Below are 17,476 nucleotides of genomic sequence, written 5' to 3' on the forward strand. Positions count from 1 at the left end.
CTCCCCCAACGGCCCGCGGACCGCGGTGAAAGTGGGCGGAGACAGCCAAACCCGAAGGGTATTCGGCGTTTTGATACGGATAGATTCAGTCACCAAGCGGTACCCGGACGGCACGGTGGCGGTCGACCGGCTCTCCCTCGACATCCCGGACCGCTCGATCACGGTCCTCGTCGGCCCGTCCGGCTGTGGCAAGACGACCACCCTGCGCATGATCAACCGGATGGTCGAGCCGAGTGAGGGAACGATCCTCCTCGACGGCACCGACATCCTGCGGCAACCGGTCAACACCCTGCGCCGGTCCATGGGTTACGTCATCCAGAACGCCGGGCTCTTCCAGCACCGCACGATCCTCGACAACATCGCCACCGTGCCCCGGCTGCTCGGCTGGGGCAAGCAGAAGGCCCGCGGCCGGGCCCGGGAGCTGATGGAACGCGTCGGCCTCGACCCCGCGCTCGCCCGCCGCTACCCCTACCAGCTCTCCGGCGGCCAGCAGCAGCGCGTCGGCGTGGCCCGCGCGCTCGCCGCCGACCCGCCGGTGCTGCTGATGGACGAGCCGTTCTCCGCCGTCGACCCCGTCGTCCGCAAGGGCCTCCAGGACGAACTGCTGCGCATCCAGGCCGAGCTGGGCAAGACCATCGTCTTCGTCACCCACGACATCGACGAGGCCGTCAAGCTCGGCACCATGGTCGCCGTGATGCGCACCGGCGGCCACCTCGCCCAGTTCGCGCCGCCCGCCGAACTGCTGTCCGACCCCGCCGACGCGTTCGTGGAGGACTTCCTCGGCGCCGACCGCGGCATCCGGCGGCTCTCCTTCTTCCCGGCCGCCGGACTCGACCTGCTCACCGGGCCGATCGTCGCCGTCGACGCCACCGCCGAGCAGATCGCCGCCCGCACCACGCCCGACGTGCCCTACCTCCTCGTCACCGGCCTCGACGGCCGCCCGCTCGGCTGGGCCGAACCCGAGCGGCTGACCGCGGGCGACATCGACCCGGCGCGGCTGCTGCCCTGCGGACGGCCCTTCACCGCGGGCACCGACTCGCTGCGCGCCGCCCTCGACTGCGCCGTGCTGTCCCCCACCGGCTGGGCCGTCGCCGTGGACGCCGAGGGCCGCGCCGCCGGGGTCGTCTCCCAGCAGACCATCGCCGAGGCGATCCGCGGGGCGCACGCGCGGGGCCGTACCACCGCGCCGGTCGAGAAGGCCGCGCGATGAACGGCCTGTTCGACATGCCCAGCGACCTCCAGAACAGCTACTGGGGGCTCGTCGTGCTGCACCTGCGGCTCGCCATGGTCCCGGTCCTCGCCGGGCTGCTGCTGTCGCTGCCCGTCGCCCAGCTCTGCGTCCGGCTGCGCTGGCTGTACCCGCCGGTGCTGTGGGTGACGACCGTGCTGTACGCGGTGCCGTCGCTGGCCTTCTTCGTCATCCTCATCGACTACACCGGCCTCAGCGAACTCACCGTGATGATCCCGCTCGCCGTCTACAGCCTGGTGGTGTTCGTCCCGGCCATCGTCGACGGCGTCCGCTCGGTGCCGCGCGAGACCCTCGACGCCGCCACAGCCATGGGCTTCGGACCCGTACGCCGCTACGTCCAGGTCCAGTTGCCGATCGCCGCGCCCGCCATCATCGCCGGACTGCGGGTGGCGTCCGTCTCCAGCATCTCCCTGGTCAGCGTCGGCATGTTGATCGGCAACCAGGGCGCCCTCGGCAACCTGCTCAACAGCGGCATGATCTACAACCAGCCGCGCCTGGTCTGGCTCTCCGTCATCGGCACCGCCGTCCTCGCCGTCCTCGTCGACGCCGCCCTGGTGCTGCTGCGGATCCTGGTCACCCCGTGGATGCCGCGCGGCGGCGGCAGGAACAACCGCACCATCGCAGCGAAGGCGGCCACCCGGTGAACGTACTGAACTTCATCGAGGCGTTCTTCACCGACGGCGCCCACTGGCACGGCTACGACGGCATCCCGACCCGGTTCCTCGAACACATCGGGTACTCCCTGGAGGCCCTCGCCATCGCCGCCGCCATCGGACTGCCCGTCGGCCTCGTCACCGGGCACACCGGGCGCGGCGGCAACACCCTCGCCTTCATCGCCACCGCCGCCCGCGCGCTGCCCAGCTTCGGCCTGCTGGTGCTGCTGTTCGTGCTGCTCGGCCTCGGCCTCGCCCCGGTGATGATCCCGCTGGTGGTGCTCGCCGTACCGCCGATCCTCGTCACCACCTACGAGGCGGTGCGCTCCGTCGACCCGGCGCCCGTCGACGCCGCCCGCGGCATGGGGATGCACGAGGCCGAGGTGCTGTTCCGGGTCGAACTCCCGGTCGCGCTGCCGCTGATCCTCAGCGGGCTGCGCTCCGCGGCCATCCAGATCGTCTCCACCGCCACCATCGCCGCCTACGTCAGCTTCGGCGGCCTCGGCCGCTACATCGTCGACGGCCTCTACCAGCGCGACTACGAGAAGGTCGTCGGCGGCGCCACCCTGGTCGCCGTCCTCGCCCTGGCCACCCTCGGCGTCTTCTGGACGGTGGCCAGGCTCACGGTCTCCCCGGGCGTACGGCGCGGCGGCTGAGGCGCCGCCGGGGGCGGCGGCTGAGGAGGGGGGCGGCTGAGGGGGGCGGCCCCTCAGCCCTCGGTGCGGGCCAGCGCCTGTTCCAGGACGACCAGCAGGGCGTCCCGCACCGAGCCGCGTTCCCGGGCGTCGAAGGCCAGCACGGGGACGCCCTCGGAGACGTCCAGGGCCCAGCGGACCTCCTTCAGGGAGTGCTCCACCACCCCGTCGAAGGCGTTGATCGCCACGGCGAACGGGACGCCCTTGTGCTCGAAGTAGTCGACGGCGGCGTAGCAGTCGTCCAGTCGGCGGGTGTCGACGATGACCAGCGCGCCGACCGCGCCCTCGACGATGTCGTCCCACATGAACCCGAACCGCTCCTGGCCGGGCGTGCCGAACAGGTACAGCTTCAGCGTCGGGTCGATGGTGATGCAGCCGAAGTCCATCGCCACGGTCGTGGTCGACTTGCGCGGGGTGAGCGACAGGTCGTCCACGCCCGCCGCGACCTCGGTGATGGCGGCCTCGGTGGTCAGCGGCTCGATCTCGGAGATCGCCCCGACGGCGGTGGTCTTGCCCACCCCGAAGCCGCCCGCGATCACCAGTTTCACCGGCAGCGGCGGTCGTACGGCCGTCCTGGCCGCCGCGGCGCCGGTCAGTGGTTCAGTCGGTGTCACGGAGTACCCCCCGGGAGTCGGGGATGGCGCGGAGGCCATCGATAACCCTTCGCAGTACGGACGCGTCATGGGTGGCGGCGCTGTCCGGCACGTGCACCGCCAACTGTCCGGCGGCGCGCAGGTCCTCGGCGAGGACCCGTACCACGTTGAGGTGCAGCCGCAGCCGGGCGGCGAGTTCCGCGATGGACTGCGGCTGCCTGCAGGCGGCGACGATGTCATGCCGTTCGAAGGAGAGCCCGTCCAGCGCGTCGAGCCCCTCGGCGGTGGCGACCACCTGGGTCTCCACGGGGATCGGCGGACCGGCCGCGGCGCCCGCCACCCGGCCCGCGGTGAGCAGGAACGGCCGTACGGCGGGGAACGGGGCGACCGGCTCCGCGCCGGGGGGCGGCAGGAGGCCGTCCTTCCCGGCACCGCCCGGGGTGCGGTCGTCCGCCATGGCTCGCTCTTCTCTTTCTCTCAGACCTGAGCGGTGTCGCGCCCGGTCAGCCCGTCGACGGGACGCCGACGGTGTTCTTCAGCTCCAGCACCAACTGCGGGCTGAGCGCGGCGCCCGCGCGGTTGGCGAACAGCGTCATCTCGTAGGCGATGTTGCCCAGCTTGGCCTCCTTGTCGGCGACCACGCCGAGCACGGCGCCGCTGCCGATCGCGGAGACCAGGACGTGGCCGCCCTCCAGATCGATGATGACCTTGTTCAGGGCGCCCAGGCCGTAGTTGCCGGAGGCCCCGGCGGCCAGGCTGGTCAGCCCCGACACGATCGCGGCCAGCCGCTCGGAGTGCGCCCGCTCACGCAGTTGCGCCACCGCGATGAGCAGTCCGTCGGAGGACACGGCGATGGCGTCGACGACACCCGCGGTCTCCGTAGCAAAACGGTTCAGCAGCCATGTGAAGTCGGCTGCGGCGGCCCGCAGGTCGTCCGGCGTGCTGCCGCCGCCCGTGGGAGTGCCACCTGTCGACGTGCTCACTGCTCCGCTCCTTCCGGGAGGTTGTTCTGACCGTGGCCGGGCGTGCGCTGGTCCTGCGCGCGCGCCGACGCACGGGCGTCGGGGGTGTCGTGCCGCTGGGGAACGGGGTGGCTGCCGGTGTCGCTGTCGCGGTGGGCCCGCGCCACGGCCGCCTCGAACTCCTCCAGCGCGTCGCGGACCGCTTCCGCGTCCGCGGGCGGCGTGGCCTTCAGCAGCGCCTGCCGCTCGGCCTCGGCGGACGTCGTGCGCAGCGTGGCCCCCCGGACCCGCCGCCGCAGCGGCCGTGGCCCGCCGCCCTCCTCGCCGTTCCTGGCCTTGGGGATGAACGCCGCGTCCGCGTCCGCGTCCCGCCGCGGGACGCGCCGGGGCAGCGGCTGTACGGCGTCCCCGGCGCCGTCGTCCTCGGCCGCCGCGGGGGCGTCCGCGACGATGGCGGGCCGGGGGGCCGTGGGCCCGGCGCTGAGGGCCCGCGGCTCCGGTTCGGCGCTGACGGGGGTGTCCCGCGGCGCCGTCTCCGCCGCCGTGGAGTCCGCCGCCAGCGGGTTCGGCATGGTCAGCAGCAGCGACGCCGGGATGGTCACCTCCGCCGTGACTCCGCCGCCCTGGGTGCGGGAGAGCGTCACGCCGATCTCCCAGCGGCGGGCGAGGGTGCCGACCACGAACAGGCCGAGGACCTTCGTCGGCACCAGGTCGAGCCGCTCACGGCGGATCAGTCGGGCGTTCTCCTCGGCCAGCCGCTCGGCGCTCATGCCGAGCCCGTGGTCGGTCACGGTGATCGTCGCGCCGCCGTCCGGACCGGCGTGCAGCGTCACCTCGACGGGGCTGTCCGCGGGCGAGAACGACACCGCGTTCTCCATGAGTTCGGCCACCATCAGCGTCAGGTCGCCAACGATGTCGGGCTCCACCACGATCTCGGCCCCGGCGTGCAGCTCGACCCGCTGGTAGCCCTCGATCTGCCCGAGCGCGGCCCGCACCACGTTGGTGAGGTCGACCGGACCGGAGCCGAGCACCGTCTCCCGGATGCCCGCCAGCAGCATCAGACTGTCGGCGTTGCGGCGCAGCCGGACCGCGATGTGGTCGATGCGGTAGAGGCGCTCCAGCAGCGCCGGGTCGGTCTCCCCGCGCTCGACCGCGTCGATGAGGGTGAGCTGCCGGGTGGTGAGGTTGCTGACCCGGCGGCCCACGTTGCCGAACATCTCCGCGACGTTGCGGCGGCTGAGCACCTGGCGCTCCAGCAGCGCCGCCGCGGTGGTCTGGACGTGGTTGAACGCCTCGGCCAGGTCACCGATCTCGTCGCGGGCGGTGACCGGCACCTCGCTCAGCCGCGGCGGCGCGTCGTCCTCGGTGTCGTCGTCCGCGACCCGCGCCAGCTCCCGCCCGGCCACCTCCGCGACCTGCCGGGCAGCCCCGGTCAGCGCCTGCACCGGCCGCACCACGGACCGCCGTACGACGACGGAGAAGGCGAGCCACAGCACGAAGCCGAACACGGCGCTGCCCAGCAGCCATCCGGCGTTCCACCAGGCGTCGTTGGACGCCTCGTCGGCGCGGTCGGCGATCTGGTCGATGAGGGAGGCGGTGATCTCCAGCCGGGTCTGCGCCTGCTGCCGGTAGGCGGGGTAGGCGGCGAGCGCGCTGGTGAACTTCTCCCGGATCTCCTCCGGCGTCCCGGCCTGGAGGTTGCTCGGGTCGATCTGGAGTTCGGCGTACTGCCGCACGATGGTCGCCTGCGCCGGGCTGTGCTCGATGCCGCGCAGCTCGGCCGTCTGCTCCTCGGAGGCGAACCGGGCGAACCGCTCGGCCTGGTTGGTGTAGACGTCGTAGGAGCCGACCGCGCTGATGAACTCGATCAGGGCGTTGGAGTCACCGGTCGTCGCGGAGAACACGCTGGTCTCGAAGGCGCTGTGGGCGGCGTCGGCGCGCAGCAGCGAGTCCAGCAGGCTGCCGGTGTAGGAGGTCGCCAGCGGGGTGGTGCGGTCCAGGCCGAGACCGTCGATGAGGCCCATGGAGGCGCCCGTGTAGGCCGGGTCGATGTTGTCGGCGGGCAGATAGCCCTGCGCGATCGTCGCCCGCAGGCTGTCCAGGCCGTTGACCTCCCGCAGGGCCTGCGCCTCGGTCTCCGGCAGCCGGTCCCCGAAGGTCTCGCGGACCTTCTCCACCTGTGCGTCGACGGCCTTCTGCGCGTCCTCGTAGCCCGCGGTGGAGGGCCGGGTGCCGGGGCCGGACGCCTCGTGGCGCACCGAGAGCAGGATGGCCTGCTGGTGCTCGGTCGCCACCCGGTCGACCAGCTCCGCGACCTGGATGCTGTCCCGCACGAGCTGGGCCGACTCCGCCGCGTCCCGGGCCTGGTCCACCTGGTCGGCGATCAGGTAGGTGAGCAGTACGGCGAGTCCCGCGAGCGGCACGCCCACGAGGACGTTGAGCTTGCGTCGGAACGGCCAGCGGTCGGCGAAGCCGCGCAGTCCGCGCCCCTCGTTCGTGGACACCGGGCCTCCTTCTTGGGGGTGTCGCGAGTGGCCGGAGGTCAACAGCGGGGAGACTATCGTCTCTTGTGGTGATCGATCACCACTGCATGTCAAGAATCCGTTACAACCTGCTCGGTTCGGATCGACGCCAATTGGTGACCTGACCACACTTGACTGACCGAGAAAGAGCTGGATTGGATCAGTTGACGGCGCAGGACTGCCGCCCGCCCCACCAAATCGCTAGCCCCGGAACGGGAATTGTGACTTCTACAGTGAAGAGCAGTTGGTCCATCAAGAGGCGCCGCGTGGCCACCGTCGCCTTCGCCCTCACTGCGGCCCTCGTCGCGGCGGGCTGCGGCTCCGACGACGACTCGGGCGACGACCCGCTGGCGGAGGACAAGGCGGACGGCAGCAGCGTCGTCGTCGGCTCGAACAACTTCGCCGAGAGCATCCTCCTCGCCGACATCTACGGCGAGGCCCTCAAGGCCAAGGGCATCAAGGTCACCTACAAGCCGAACATAGGCAGCCGCGAGACGACGTACGGGCTGCTGAAGAACGGCACCATCACCGTGCTGCCGGAGTACAACGGCTCGCTGCTGGCCTACCTCGACCCCGACGCGGAGCAGAAGTCGGTGGAGGCGGTGAACGCCGCCGTCGAGACCAAGCTCGACGCCAAGCTGACGCTGCTGGACTCCGCGCCCGCCGAGGACAAGGACTCGGTGTCCATCAACAAGGAGACCGCCGAGGAGCACGGCCTCACCGGTGAGTCGACGCTCGCCGACCTCAAGGACATCGCCCCCGACCTGGTCATCGGCGGCTCCCCGGAGTTCCAGACCCGCCACCAGGGGCTGATCGGCCTGGAGAAGGAGTACGGGCTGAAGTTCAAGTCCTTCAAGGCCCTCGACGCGGGCGGCCCGCTCACCCAGGCCGCGCTCACCAAGAACACCGTGCAGGCCGCGGACATCTTCACCACCGACCCGACCATCACCAAGGAGGGCTTCGTCGTCCTCAAGGACCCGAAGAACCTCTTCGGCTTCGCCAACGTGACCCCGCTGGTCCACGAGGGCGACCTGTCCAAGGAGGGCATCGACGCCCTCAACGCGGTCTCCGCCAAGCTGGACACCAAGACGCTGCTCGACCTGGACTCCCAGGTGCAGTTGGAGAACAAGGACCCGCTGGACGTCGCCAAGGCCTGGCTGAACTCCGTCGGTCTGGACTGACCCGCGCCGTACGCACCGCGCGCTGTGGGCGCCCCCGGTCACCGGGGGCGCCCACAGCGCGTTCTGGTGTCCGGCGTGGGTGTCCCACGGGTGAGCCCAAAGTGGACAACCTCGGTCAACTGGTTGACATAGAGGGTCAGTTCCCGGCCGGATCGAGGGTTTCCCCCGTATCCCCACCAGTAACCCCTTGCCTATCGTTCGGTCACAGCCGACCCACAGAGAACATCCCCACCGGGACGGCTTCGCACCAACTCCCCTCCGCCTCGACGAAGAGGCGACCGACCGCCGCTCCGCGCTGCCCGGAGCACGGCCACGAAGGGCAAGCCCATGCGAATAACCCCCACATCCCCCACGCTCCGGCGGAAGCTGGTGTCCGTCGCCGCGGCGTCCACGTTCTCCGCCGCCCTGCTCACCGGCGCCACCGCCGCCACGGCGGTCGCCCAGGCGGACCCCGCGCTCACCGAGGCCGCCCCCGGCACCACCGCCGAACGCCTCATCGTCGGCTACAAGTCCGGCGCCGAGGAGGCCAGATCCAACCGGGCCGCCTCCGCCGACGCCGCCGCCAAGGGCGAGAAGGCGGGCGAGCGCCTCGACTTCGAGCGCCGCCTCGGCACCGGCGCCGCCCTGGTCGGCCTCGCCGAGGACACCACCCGCGCGGGCGTCGCCGACGTCATCGCCGAGTACGAGGCCGACCCCCAGGTCGCCTACGTCGTGCCGGACCGCCTCAACAAGCCGCTGGCCACCCCGAACGACACCGACTACGGCAAGCAGTGGGACCTGTTCGAGGCCACCGCGGGCATGAACGTGCCGGGCGCGTGGGACGTCGCCACCGGCAGCGGCGTGACCGTCGCCGTCATCGACACCGGCTACGTCGCCCACTCCGACCTCGCCGCGAACATCGTCGGCGGGTACGACTTCATCTCCGACGCGACCGTCGCCAACGACGGTGGCGGGCGCGACAGCAACCCGGCCGACCCCGGCGACTGGACCGCCGCCAACGAGTGCCAGGCCGGTGACCCCGCCTACGGCTCCTCCTGGCACGGCACGCACGTCGCGGGCACCATCGCCGCCGTCACCAACAACGGCAAGGGCGTCGCGGGCGTCGCGTACGGCGCCAAGGTCTCCCCGCTGCGGGTGCTCGGCAAGTGCGGCGGCTACGACTCCGACATCATCGACGCCATCACCTGGGCGTCCGGCGGCACCGTCTCCGGCGTGCCCGCCAACACCAACGTCGCCAAGGTCATCAACATGAGCCTCGGCGGCGGCGGTTCCTGCACCACGGCCACCCAGAACGCCATCAACGCCGCCGTGAGCCGCGGCACCACCGTCGTCGTCGCGGCGGGCAACAGCAATGCCAACGCGGCCAACTACTCGCCCGCGAGCTGCGCCAACGTCATCTCGGTGGCGGCGACGAATCGTTCCGGCGCCCGTGCCTACTACTCCAACTACGGCACGGTCGTGGACATCGCGGCCCCCGGCGGCGAGACCCGCACCACCACCGCCAACGGCATCTACTCCACCCTGAACTCCGGCACCCAGGCACCGGGCGCCGAGTCCTACGCCTACTACCAGGGCACCAGCATGGCCGCCCCGCACATCGCGGGCCTGGCGGCGCTGATGAAGTCGGCGAACAGCGCGCTGACCCCCGCCCAGATCGAGTCCGCGATCAAGACCAACTCGCGGGCCCTGCCCGGCGCCTGCTCGGGCGGCTGCGGCGCCGGGCTGGCCGACGCGGCCCGGACGGTGCAGGCGGTCAGCGGCGGCGGCTCGACCGGCGGCGCCACCTACAGCTCCACCACCGCCGTGTCCATCCCCGACGCCGGTACGGCGATCGAGTCCCCGATCACCGTCAGCGGGCGCAGCGGCAACGCGCCCTCGACCCTCCAGGTCGGGGTGGACATCACCCACACCTACCGCGGTGACCTCGTCATCGACCTGGTCGCCCCGGACGGTTCGGCCTACCGGCTGAAGTCCGCCAGCTCCTCGGACTCCGCGGACAACGTCGTGGCCACCTACACCGTGAACGCCTCCGCCGAGACCGCCAACGGCACCTGGAAGCTGCGGGTGCAGGACCTCTACGCGCAGGACACCGGCAGGCTCAACGGCTGGAAGCTAACGTTCTGAGGTTTTTCTCAAGGCTCCCTCGACGGGCGGGCCGACCGGTGCGGATGGGCACCGGTCGGCCCGCCTTTCTGTCATATGCGGTCAGCCACCAGCCATTTCGCGCACATTATCAAACCGCCCACCCCGTATAGTTCAGCACTGTGGACCCTGGGGGCGGGCTCTTCGCGTACCGTCGTACGCTGGTCAGACTCTCGACCACCCTCTAGGGTTGCGGAGCCCGGTGAGTTATCGTGTGCGCGCGGTAACAAAAATACGGTGTGACCCGTACTTTTCAGGGGAGTCCAGGCCATGGCGAGGCAGTTACGCGCCGAACAGACCCGCGCGACGATCATCGAGGCCGCCGCCGACCTCTTCGACTGTCGCGGCTACGAATCCACCAGCCTGAGCGAGATAGTCGAACACGCCCGGGTCACCAAGGGAGCCCTGTACTTCCACTTCGCCGCGAAGGAGGACCTGGCGCACGAGATCATGGAGTTCCAGTCCCGGACCCTGCGGCGGCTGGCCCATGAGGTGGAGGAGACCGGCTGCTCCTCGCTGGAGGCGCTGATGCGGATCACCTTCCAGCTCACCCGGCTCGCGGTGGACCTGCCGGTCGCCCGCGCGGGACTGCGGCTCGCCTCCTCCGGGATGGCCGTACGGCCGCCGCTGCCACACCCGTTCACGGAACTCCTCGACCTGGCCTCGGCCCGGTTCCGCGGCGCGGTCAAGGAGGCCGACGTCCATCCCGACACCGACGTCGAGGCCGCCGCCCACGCCCTGGTGAGCTTCCTCGTCGGCACCCGGGTCACCGGCCGCACCCTCGAACCGCACACCCGGCTGCCCCGCCGGGTCGCCGAGATGTGGCGGTTCCTCGTCCGCGCCCTGGTCCCGGTGACCCGCCGCCCCCGCTACCTCAGCCTCGCCGCCCAACTGGAACGCGAGACCCGCACCGTGTGACGGGCCGCGCCCCCCAGCGACCGGCCGGGGCGCGCGGGTAGCGTGAGCCGCATGTCCGACACCCCGCCCGTGATCCTCGGTGACGTGCCCGGGTCCTTCCCGTACTCCGTCCTGGCCGAGCGGCACCCCGCGATCATCCAGCAGGTGCGGGACGCCTTCCCGTACGACCCCGAGCGGCACCGCGCCCTCGACGCGCTGCTGGCGAGCTGCCTCAAGGGCGTGGTCGAACCGCTCCCCGACGCCGCGCACGACCGCGACCGCTGGTCGGCCTGGGGCCTCGGCGAGCACACCGGCCGCTCCTGGTTCGCGGCGCCCTGGCTGTGGTCCGAGAGCTACTTCTACCGGCGACTCCTCGACGCCGTCGGCTACTTCGCCCCCGGCCCCTGGCAGGGCATCGACCCCTTCCGCCCGGCCAAGCTCACCGAACTCGACGCCCCGGAGACCGACGCGGAACTCGCCGCGCTCGACGACCTGGAGGGCCGCCCGGCCCCGGAGGCGGCCACCGCCCTGCTGCACGGCTCCCTGTGGGGCAACCGCGCCGACCTCGGCTTCCGGCTCTCCGCGGCGGGCGCCGACGCCGCCGGTCCGGTGCCCGCGCTGGTCGCCGACGACAGCGACGCCCTGTGGCCCCTGCTCACCGGCACCGGCATCCTCTGCCTGATCGCTGACAACGCGGGCCGCGAACTCGTCCCCGACCTGCTGCTCATCGCCCACGTCCTCCACCGACGGCTCGTCGAACGGGCCGTGCTCTACGTCAAGCCGTACCCGTACTACGTCTCCGACGCCACCGCCGCCGACGTACTCGACGCCCTGCGGCGGCTCCGCGCGGCGCCGGGTGCCGCGGCGGCGTACGGGCGGCGGCTGTGGGACGCGCTGGGGGAGGGGCGGCTCGTGCTGCGCGCCCCCCCGTTCGCCGCCGCGCCCCTGCCCTTTACGGACCTGCCCGCCGACCTGCGCGCCGAGTTCGGCGCCGCCGCGCTGACCGTCGTCAAGGGCGACCTCAACTACCGCCGCCTGGTGGGCGACCGGCGCTGGCCGCCGACCACGCCCTTCGCCGACCTCACCGCCCACTTCCCCGGCCCGGTCGCCGCGCTGCGCACCCTGAAGTCCGACGTCATCTGCGGCCTCGACGCCCGCACCGAGGCCGCGCTGGACGCCGCCGAGGGCGACCGCTGGCGGACGGCGGGCAGCCACGCCCTGATCCAGGTACGGACCTGAGCGCGAGGACCGTGAATTCCGGGTGATTCACGCGATGGTGTGATCATGTCCCGGCGGGCGGATGGCACCGTACGGCCCCGGGTAGCCCCCGGCCATGACGCAGCCCTTCGAACTCCCGCACTTCTACATGCCGTACCCCGCGCGGCTCAACCCGCATGTCGAGGAGGCCCGCGCGCACTCCACCGCGTGGGCGCGCGAGATGGGGATGCTGGAAGGCTCCGGGGTCTGGGAGCAGCCGGACCTCGAAGCGCACGACTACGGCCTGCTGTGCGCCTACACCCACCCCGACTGCGACGGCCCGGCGCTCTCCCTGATCACCGACTGGTACGTGTGGGTCTTCTTCTTCGACGACCACTTCCTGGAGCTGTTCAAGCGCACCCAGGACCGGGCGGGCGGCAAGGCGCACCTGGACCGGCTGCCGCTGTTCATGCCGCTGGACCTCGCCACCGCCGTGCCGGAGCCGGAGAACCCGGTGGAGGCGGGGCTCGCGGACCTGTGGGCGCGGACCGTGCCGTCGATGTCGACGGAGTGGCGCCGCCGCTTCGCCGTCGCCACCGAGCACCTGCTGAACGAGTCCCTGTGGGAGCTGTCCAACATCAACGAGGGGCGGATCGCCAACCCGGTCGAGTACATCGAGATGCGCCGCAAGGTCGGCGGCGCGCCCTGGTCGGCCGGGCTCGTGGAGTACGCCACCGCCGAGGTGCCCGCCGCCGTCGCCGAATCCAGGCCGCTCAGGGTGCTGATGGAGACGTTCTCCGACGGCGTGCACCTGCGCAACGACCTGTTCTCCTACCAGCGCGAGGTCGAGGACGAGGGGGAGAACAGCAACGGCGTGCTGGTGGTGGAGACCTTCTTCGGCTGCACCACGCAGGAGGCCGCCGACACCGTCAACGACATCCTCACCTCCCGGCTGCACCAGTTCGAGCACACCGCGCTCACCGAAGTGCCCGCCCTCGCCGCCGAGCGGGGCCTGACCCCCGCCGAGGTCGCCGCGGTCGCCGCGTACACCAAGGGACTCCAGGACTGGCAGTCCGGCGGCCACGAGTGGCACCTGCGCTCCAGCCGCTACATGAACGAGAGGGCCACCACCACCCCGTGGAGCCGCGCCCTCACCGGCCTCGGCACCTCGGGCGCCGACGTCCGCGCGCTGCTCGCCGCCGCCGGGGCCGAGCGGCTGCGCGCCTACACCCACGTGCCGTTCGAGAAGGTCGGCCCCTCCCGCGTCCCCGACATCCTCATGCCGTTCCAGGTCCGGCTCAACGCCGACCTGGACGGGGCGCGGCGCCGACTGCTGCCCTGGGCCGAGACCATGGGGATGCTCAGCGAGGGCGTCTGGGACGAGGACAAGCTCGACTCCTGCGACCTGCCGCTGTGCGCCGCGGGACTCGACCCGGACGGCACCTCCGAGGCCCTCGACCTCAGCTCCCAGTGGCTGGCCTTCGGCACCTACGGCGACGACTACTACCCCCTCGTCTACGGCCACCGCCGCGACCTCGCCGCCGCCCGGCTCACCACCGCCCGCCTCGCCGCCTGTATGCCGGTGGCCGGTGAGGAGCCCCTCGTCCCCGCCAACGCCATGGAGCGGGCCCTGACCGACCTGTGGCGGCGCACCACCGCCCCGATGGACGAGGCGGCCCGCCGCAACCTCAAGGCCGCGGTGAACGTGATGACGGAGAGCTGGCTGTGGGAGCTGTCCAACCAGATCCAGAACCGCGTCCCCGACCCCGTCGACTACCTGGAGATGCGCCGCTCCACCTTCGGCTCCGACCTCACCATGAGCCTGTGCCGGATGGGCCACGGCCCCGCGATCCCCCCGGAGGTGTACCGCAGCGGGCCGGTGCGCTCCCTGGAGAACGCCGCCATGGACTACGCCTGCCTGGTCAACGACGTGTTCTCGTACCAGAAGGAGATCCAGTACGAGGGCGAGATCCACAACTCCGTCCTGGTGGTGCAGCACTTCTTCGGCTGCGACTACCCGACCGCGCTCTCCATCGTCGGCGATCTGCTGAACCAGCGGATGCGGCAGTTCCAGCACGTCGTCAAGACCGAACTGCCGGTCGTCTGCGAGGACTTCGCGCTGTCGGGCGAGGTTCGCGGGATGCTCGACGGCTATGTGACCGCCCTGGAGAACTGGATGGCGGGCATCCTCAACTGGCACCGCAACGTGCCGCGTTACCAGGCCGACTACCTCGCCCGCCGCGCCCACGGCTTCGTCCCCGACCGGCCCCCGGCCCCGCCGCTCACCGTGGGCTGACCCCGGGTGGGCCGCGGACCCTTCCGCCCCTGGCGCGGGGTCAGTCTCACTCGTTCGTGGCACGTCGTGCGCCAGTGCCGGGGGTAGTGCATCAGCCGGAGGCGATCCATGGAACAGACCGCGCTGCGTCCCAAGCCGATGCCCGGCCAGGAGCCCGGCACCGACACCGGCACATGCCCCGCCAAGGGGTCCGGCCCCGCCAAGGGCCCCGGCACCCGCTCCCGCTTCGGCAGGGCCCGGCGCCGCCCGCACGCCGCGCGGCGCCGGGGCCGACGGCTGACGACACTGCTCTTCGGCCTGCTCGTCGGCGCGGTCCTGGTGCTGTCCGGCGTCGGCCTCGGCACCGTCGGCGCCACGGTGATCGGCATGAGCAAGCTCGCCGACGTCCAGCGGCAGGCCGGGCGGCCGGGCGCCCCGGGCACCGCCACGGCACCGGCCGCGCCCAGCGCCCCCGCGTCGCCGCCCCCGACCACGTCCCCGAAGTCCGCACCGGCGCCGCCCGCACCCCCGGCCGCCCGCGCCACCCTCGGCCTGGAGGTCCTGGACGCCGAGAAGTCCGGCGCCCTGGTCATCGGCGTCCACGTGCCCGGCCCCGGCTACGCGGCGGGCCTGGTCCGCGGCGACGTCCTGCTCACCTTCGGCGGCCAGCGCGTCGACTCCGCGACCGACCTCGCGCGCGCCGTCGCCGGGACCCAGCCGGGGGAGGCCACGGTCATCACGGTCCGGCACGAGAGCGGCGGCTACCAGCAGCTCACGGTGCGGCCCGGCGTCGTCGTGTGAGCGACCCCGGCGCCTCCCCACGGGAAAGGGATACGACCGGATACGCCCCATCCGGCAAACCGGCTCGCGCCGCCTCCCGCCTGCGGGCAGGATGCTGCTCGTAGCTCTCCCGACCGACCCACGGAGGCCCGGATGACCGGCACCGCGCCCGCGCCCTTCAGCGCCGACACCTACCGGGCCCGCATGGAGCGTGCCGCGCGGGCCGCCACCGACGTGGGACTCGCGGGCCTGCTGGTCGCCCCGGGCCCCGACCTGGTGTGGCTCACCGGGTACGCGCCGCCCGCCGTCACCGAGCGGCTCACCCTGCTGGTGCTCGCCGCCGGGCGCACCCCCACGCTCGTCGTGCCCGCCCTGGAGGCCCCCGACGCGGCCAAGGCGGCGGGCGCGCCCGCGCTGACCCTGCGCGACTGGACCGACGGCGTCGACCCCTACGCGGCCACCGCCGACCTGCTCGGCGCGGGCGGCCGGTTCGGCATCAGCGACAACGCCTGGGCGCTGCACCTGCTGGCCCTCCAGCAGGCCGTGCCGGGCACCTCCTACGCCGCCCTCACCACGGCGCTGCCCATGCTGCGCGCCGTCAAGGACGCCGCGGAACTGGACCTGATGGCAGCCGCGGGAGCGGCCGCCGACGCGACGTTCGAGGAGATCCGGAAGGTTCCCTTCAGCGGCCGTCGGGAGTCCGAGGTCGCCGCCGACCTCGCGGACCTGCTGCGCCGGTTCGGCCACGACCAGGTCGACTTCACCATCGTCGCCTCGGGACCGAACGGCGCCAACCCGCACCACGAGGCCGCCGACCGCGTGATCCGGCACGGCGACATGGTCGTCCTGGACTTCGGCGGGCTGCGCGACGGCTACGGCTCCGACACCTCCCGCACCGTCCACGTCGGGGAGCCCAGCGACGAGGAACGCCGGGTCCACGACCTCGTACGGGAGGCCCAGGAGGCCGGTTTCCGGGCGGTCAGGCCCGGTGTCGCCTGCCAGGAGGTCGACCGGGCCGCCCGCGCGGTCATCAGCGACGCCGGGTACGGCGAGTACTTCATCCACCGCACCGGCCACGGCATCGGCGTCACCACCCACGAACCGCCGTACATGATCGAGGGCGAGGAGCTGCCCCTGGTGCCCGGCATGTGCTTCTCGGTCGAGCCCGGCGTCTACCTGCCCGGCCGCTTCGGGGTGCGCATCGAGGACATCGTCACCGTCACCGAGGACGGCGGACGTCGCCTGAACGACACCACGCGCGAGATGGTGGTAGTGGACTGACCGTCCCCGCGAACCCGCACGTCCCCCAACGGCAACGGCGCGACCATGACCCAGACACCGACGCCCACCGCGGACACCGTCCGCCGACTGCTGCACGCCCTGCTCGGGGAGACCGGGACGGCGACCGGCGGGCCGGACGTCCGGCCGGTCGCCGCGGGCGGCGCGTACTCCACGTGGTGGGTCGGCAGCCGCCAGGTGCTGCGGCTCGCCCCCGACCGGGACGCCGCCGCCCGCCAGCGCCGCGAGCTGCGGCTGCGCGAACTGGTCCGGCCGCACCTGCCGGTCGCCGTGCCGACCAGCGTCGCGCACGGCGAGTGGGCGCCCGGACTGACGTACACGCTGGACGGCAGGGTCGCGGGCGGCTCCGCCGAGGGGCACGAGGTGTCCGCGGTCGGAGAGGCCGACCTCGCGGGGCTGCTCACCGGGCTGCGCGAGGTGCCGGTGCGGCAGGCGGAGCAGCTCGGCGTGGCCCGGGTCGCCCCGCGCTCCCTGGAGGGGCTGCGCCGGGCCGCCGTACGGGCCGCGGAGCGGCTGGCCGACGCCGACGAGTTCGACCCGGCCCGGCTGCACCAGCTCACCCCGCCCGCCGCCGTACAGCTCGCCGCGCAGCCCGGCTCCGCCGTCCTGGTCCACCACGCGCTCGCCGACGACCACCTCGTGGTCAGCGCCGACGGCCGGGTGCGCGGCGTCCTCGGCTGGACCGACGCGATCGTCGGGGACCCGGCGGAGGACATCGCCGGGCTGGCCCGCGCCGTGGGCGCCCCCGCCGCCGTCCGCGCGGCCACCCTCGCCGGGTACGGCGCCCGGCCCTGCCTGCGCGGCCTGTGGCTGGCCCGCTGCGACGCGGTGCTGCGCCTCGCCGACCGGCTCGCCGGACGCGGCACGACCCCACCGCCACTGCTGCGGACACGGCTGCGCCGGGCCTGGGAGGCCATCCTCCTGGAACGCGTCACGGACCTCCCGACCGAGGACGCGGACGACGCCCTGTGAAGGCCCGTACGACCGGCCGGGCGCGCCCTGCGCGGATGGACACGGCTGGGCGGGCGCGC

15 protein-coding genes are annotated in these 17,476 nt (G+C 72.7%); 11 read left to right on the forward strand and 4 right to left on the reverse strand.

The window, feature by feature from the left end; genetic code table 11:
* Positions 1-70: 70 nt before the first annotated feature.
* From ACFQZ6_RS27900 to ACFQZ6_RS27910, 3 genes are read left to right on the forward strand one after another with little or no spacing between them, the layout of a single operon-like run.
* Positions 71-1,210: an ABC transporter ATP-binding protein gene (locus tag ACFQZ6_RS27900; RefSeq protein ID WP_381614177.1), complete on the forward strand. Its 1,140-nt coding sequence runs from the start codon at positions 71-73 to the stop codon at positions 1,208-1,210.
* Positions 1,207-1,893, forward strand: a complete 687-nt coding sequence (locus tag ACFQZ6_RS27905) for an ABC transporter permease (protein WP_381614180.1) — start codon at positions 1,207-1,209, stop codon at positions 1,891-1,893. The genes ACFQZ6_RS27900 and ACFQZ6_RS27905 overlap by 4 nt, the downstream gene beginning before the upstream one ends.
* The gene (locus tag ACFQZ6_RS27910) at positions 1,890-2,558 is read left to right on the forward strand and encodes an ABC transporter permease (RefSeq protein ID WP_381614183.1); all 669 of its coding nucleotides are present in this window, start codon (positions 1,890-1,892) and stop codon (positions 2,556-2,558) included. Before ACFQZ6_RS27905 ends, ACFQZ6_RS27910 begins: the two co-directional genes overlap by 4 nt.
* Before the next feature lie 53 nt (positions 2,559-2,611).
* On the opposite strand, the gene ACFQZ6_RS27915 is transcribed toward ACFQZ6_RS27910, so the two are convergent.
* From ACFQZ6_RS27915 to ACFQZ6_RS27930, 4 genes are read right to left on the reverse strand one after another with little or no spacing between them, the layout of a single operon-like run.
* Positions 2,612-3,211, reverse strand: a complete 600-nt coding sequence (locus tag ACFQZ6_RS27915) for a GTP-binding protein (RefSeq protein ID WP_381614186.1) — start codon at positions 3,209-3,211, stop codon at positions 2,612-2,614.
* Entirely contained in the window at positions 3,198-3,647 is a 450-nt protein-coding gene (locus ACFQZ6_RS27920; RefSeq protein ID WP_381614188.1) for a DUF742 domain-containing protein, read from the reverse strand. The genes ACFQZ6_RS27915 and ACFQZ6_RS27920 overlap by 14 nt, the downstream gene beginning before the upstream one ends.
* 46 nt (positions 3,648-3,693) lie before the next feature.
* Positions 3,694-4,173: a roadblock/LC7 domain-containing protein gene (locus tag ACFQZ6_RS27925; protein ID WP_360224763.1), complete on the reverse strand. Its 480-nt coding sequence runs from the start codon at positions 4,171-4,173 to the stop codon at positions 3,694-3,696.
* The gene (locus tag ACFQZ6_RS27930) at positions 4,170-6,656 is read right to left on the reverse strand and encodes a sensor histidine kinase (RefSeq protein ID WP_381614191.1); all 2,487 of its coding nucleotides are present in this window, start codon (positions 6,654-6,656) and stop codon (positions 4,170-4,172) included. The genes ACFQZ6_RS27925 and ACFQZ6_RS27930 overlap by 4 nt, the downstream gene beginning before the upstream one ends.
* Positions 6,657-6,895: 239 nt before the next feature.
* Between ACFQZ6_RS27930 and ACFQZ6_RS27935 the strand changes: the two genes are divergently transcribed.
* The 8 genes from ACFQZ6_RS27935 (at position 6,896) to ACFQZ6_RS27970 (ending at position 17,417) form a co-directional block, all read left to right on the forward strand.
* Entirely contained in the window at positions 6,896-7,855 is a 960-nt protein-coding gene (locus tag ACFQZ6_RS27935) for an ABC transporter substrate-binding protein (RefSeq protein WP_381614194.1), read from the forward strand.
* A gap of 327 nt (positions 7,856-8,182) precedes the next feature.
* Positions 8,183-9,979, forward strand: a complete 1,797-nt coding sequence (locus ACFQZ6_RS27940; protein ID WP_381614196.1) for a S8 family peptidase — start codon at positions 8,183-8,185, stop codon at positions 9,977-9,979.
* A gap of 288 nt (positions 9,980-10,267) precedes the next feature.
* On the forward strand, positions 10,268-10,915 hold the full coding sequence (locus ACFQZ6_RS27945) for a ScbR family autoregulator-binding transcription factor (RefSeq protein WP_381614199.1): 648 nt from the start codon (positions 10,268-10,270) through the stop codon (positions 10,913-10,915).
* A gap of 51 nt (positions 10,916-10,966) precedes the next feature.
* On the forward strand, positions 10,967-12,133 hold the full coding sequence (locus ACFQZ6_RS27950) for a damage-control phosphatase ARMT1 family protein (RefSeq protein WP_381614202.1): 1,167 nt from the start codon (positions 10,967-10,969) through the stop codon (positions 12,131-12,133).
* A gap of 94 nt (positions 12,134-12,227) precedes the next feature.
* Complete coding sequence (gene cyc2 / locus ACFQZ6_RS27955) at positions 12,228-14,387, forward strand: germacradienol/geosmin synthase Cyc2 (RefSeq protein ID WP_381614205.1); 2,160 nt, start codon at positions 12,228-12,230, stop codon at positions 14,385-14,387.
* A gap of 108 nt (positions 14,388-14,495) precedes the next feature.
* Positions 14,496-15,167 carry a PDZ domain-containing protein gene (locus ACFQZ6_RS27960; RefSeq protein ID WP_381614208.1) on the forward strand — a complete coding sequence of 224 codons (672 nt, stop codon included), beginning with the start codon at positions 14,496-14,498 and terminating at the stop codon, positions 15,165-15,167.
* 132 nt (positions 15,168-15,299) lie between these two features.
* The gene (locus tag ACFQZ6_RS27965) at positions 15,300-16,427 is read left to right on the forward strand and encodes an aminopeptidase P family protein (protein WP_381614211.1); all 1,128 of its coding nucleotides are present in this window, start codon (positions 15,300-15,302) and stop codon (positions 16,425-16,427) included.
* Positions 16,428-16,472: 45 nt separating this feature from the next.
* Complete coding sequence (locus ACFQZ6_RS27970) at positions 16,473-17,417, forward strand: aminoglycoside phosphotransferase family protein (RefSeq protein WP_381614214.1); 945 nt, start codon at positions 16,473-16,475, stop codon at positions 17,415-17,417.
* Positions 17,418-17,476 lie beyond the last annotated feature (59 nt).

The sequence above is a fragment of the Streptomyces flavalbus genome, from assembly GCF_042674625.1.
GTDB lineage: Bacteria > Actinomycetota > Actinomycetes > Streptomycetales > Streptomycetaceae > Streptomyces > Streptomyces flavalbus.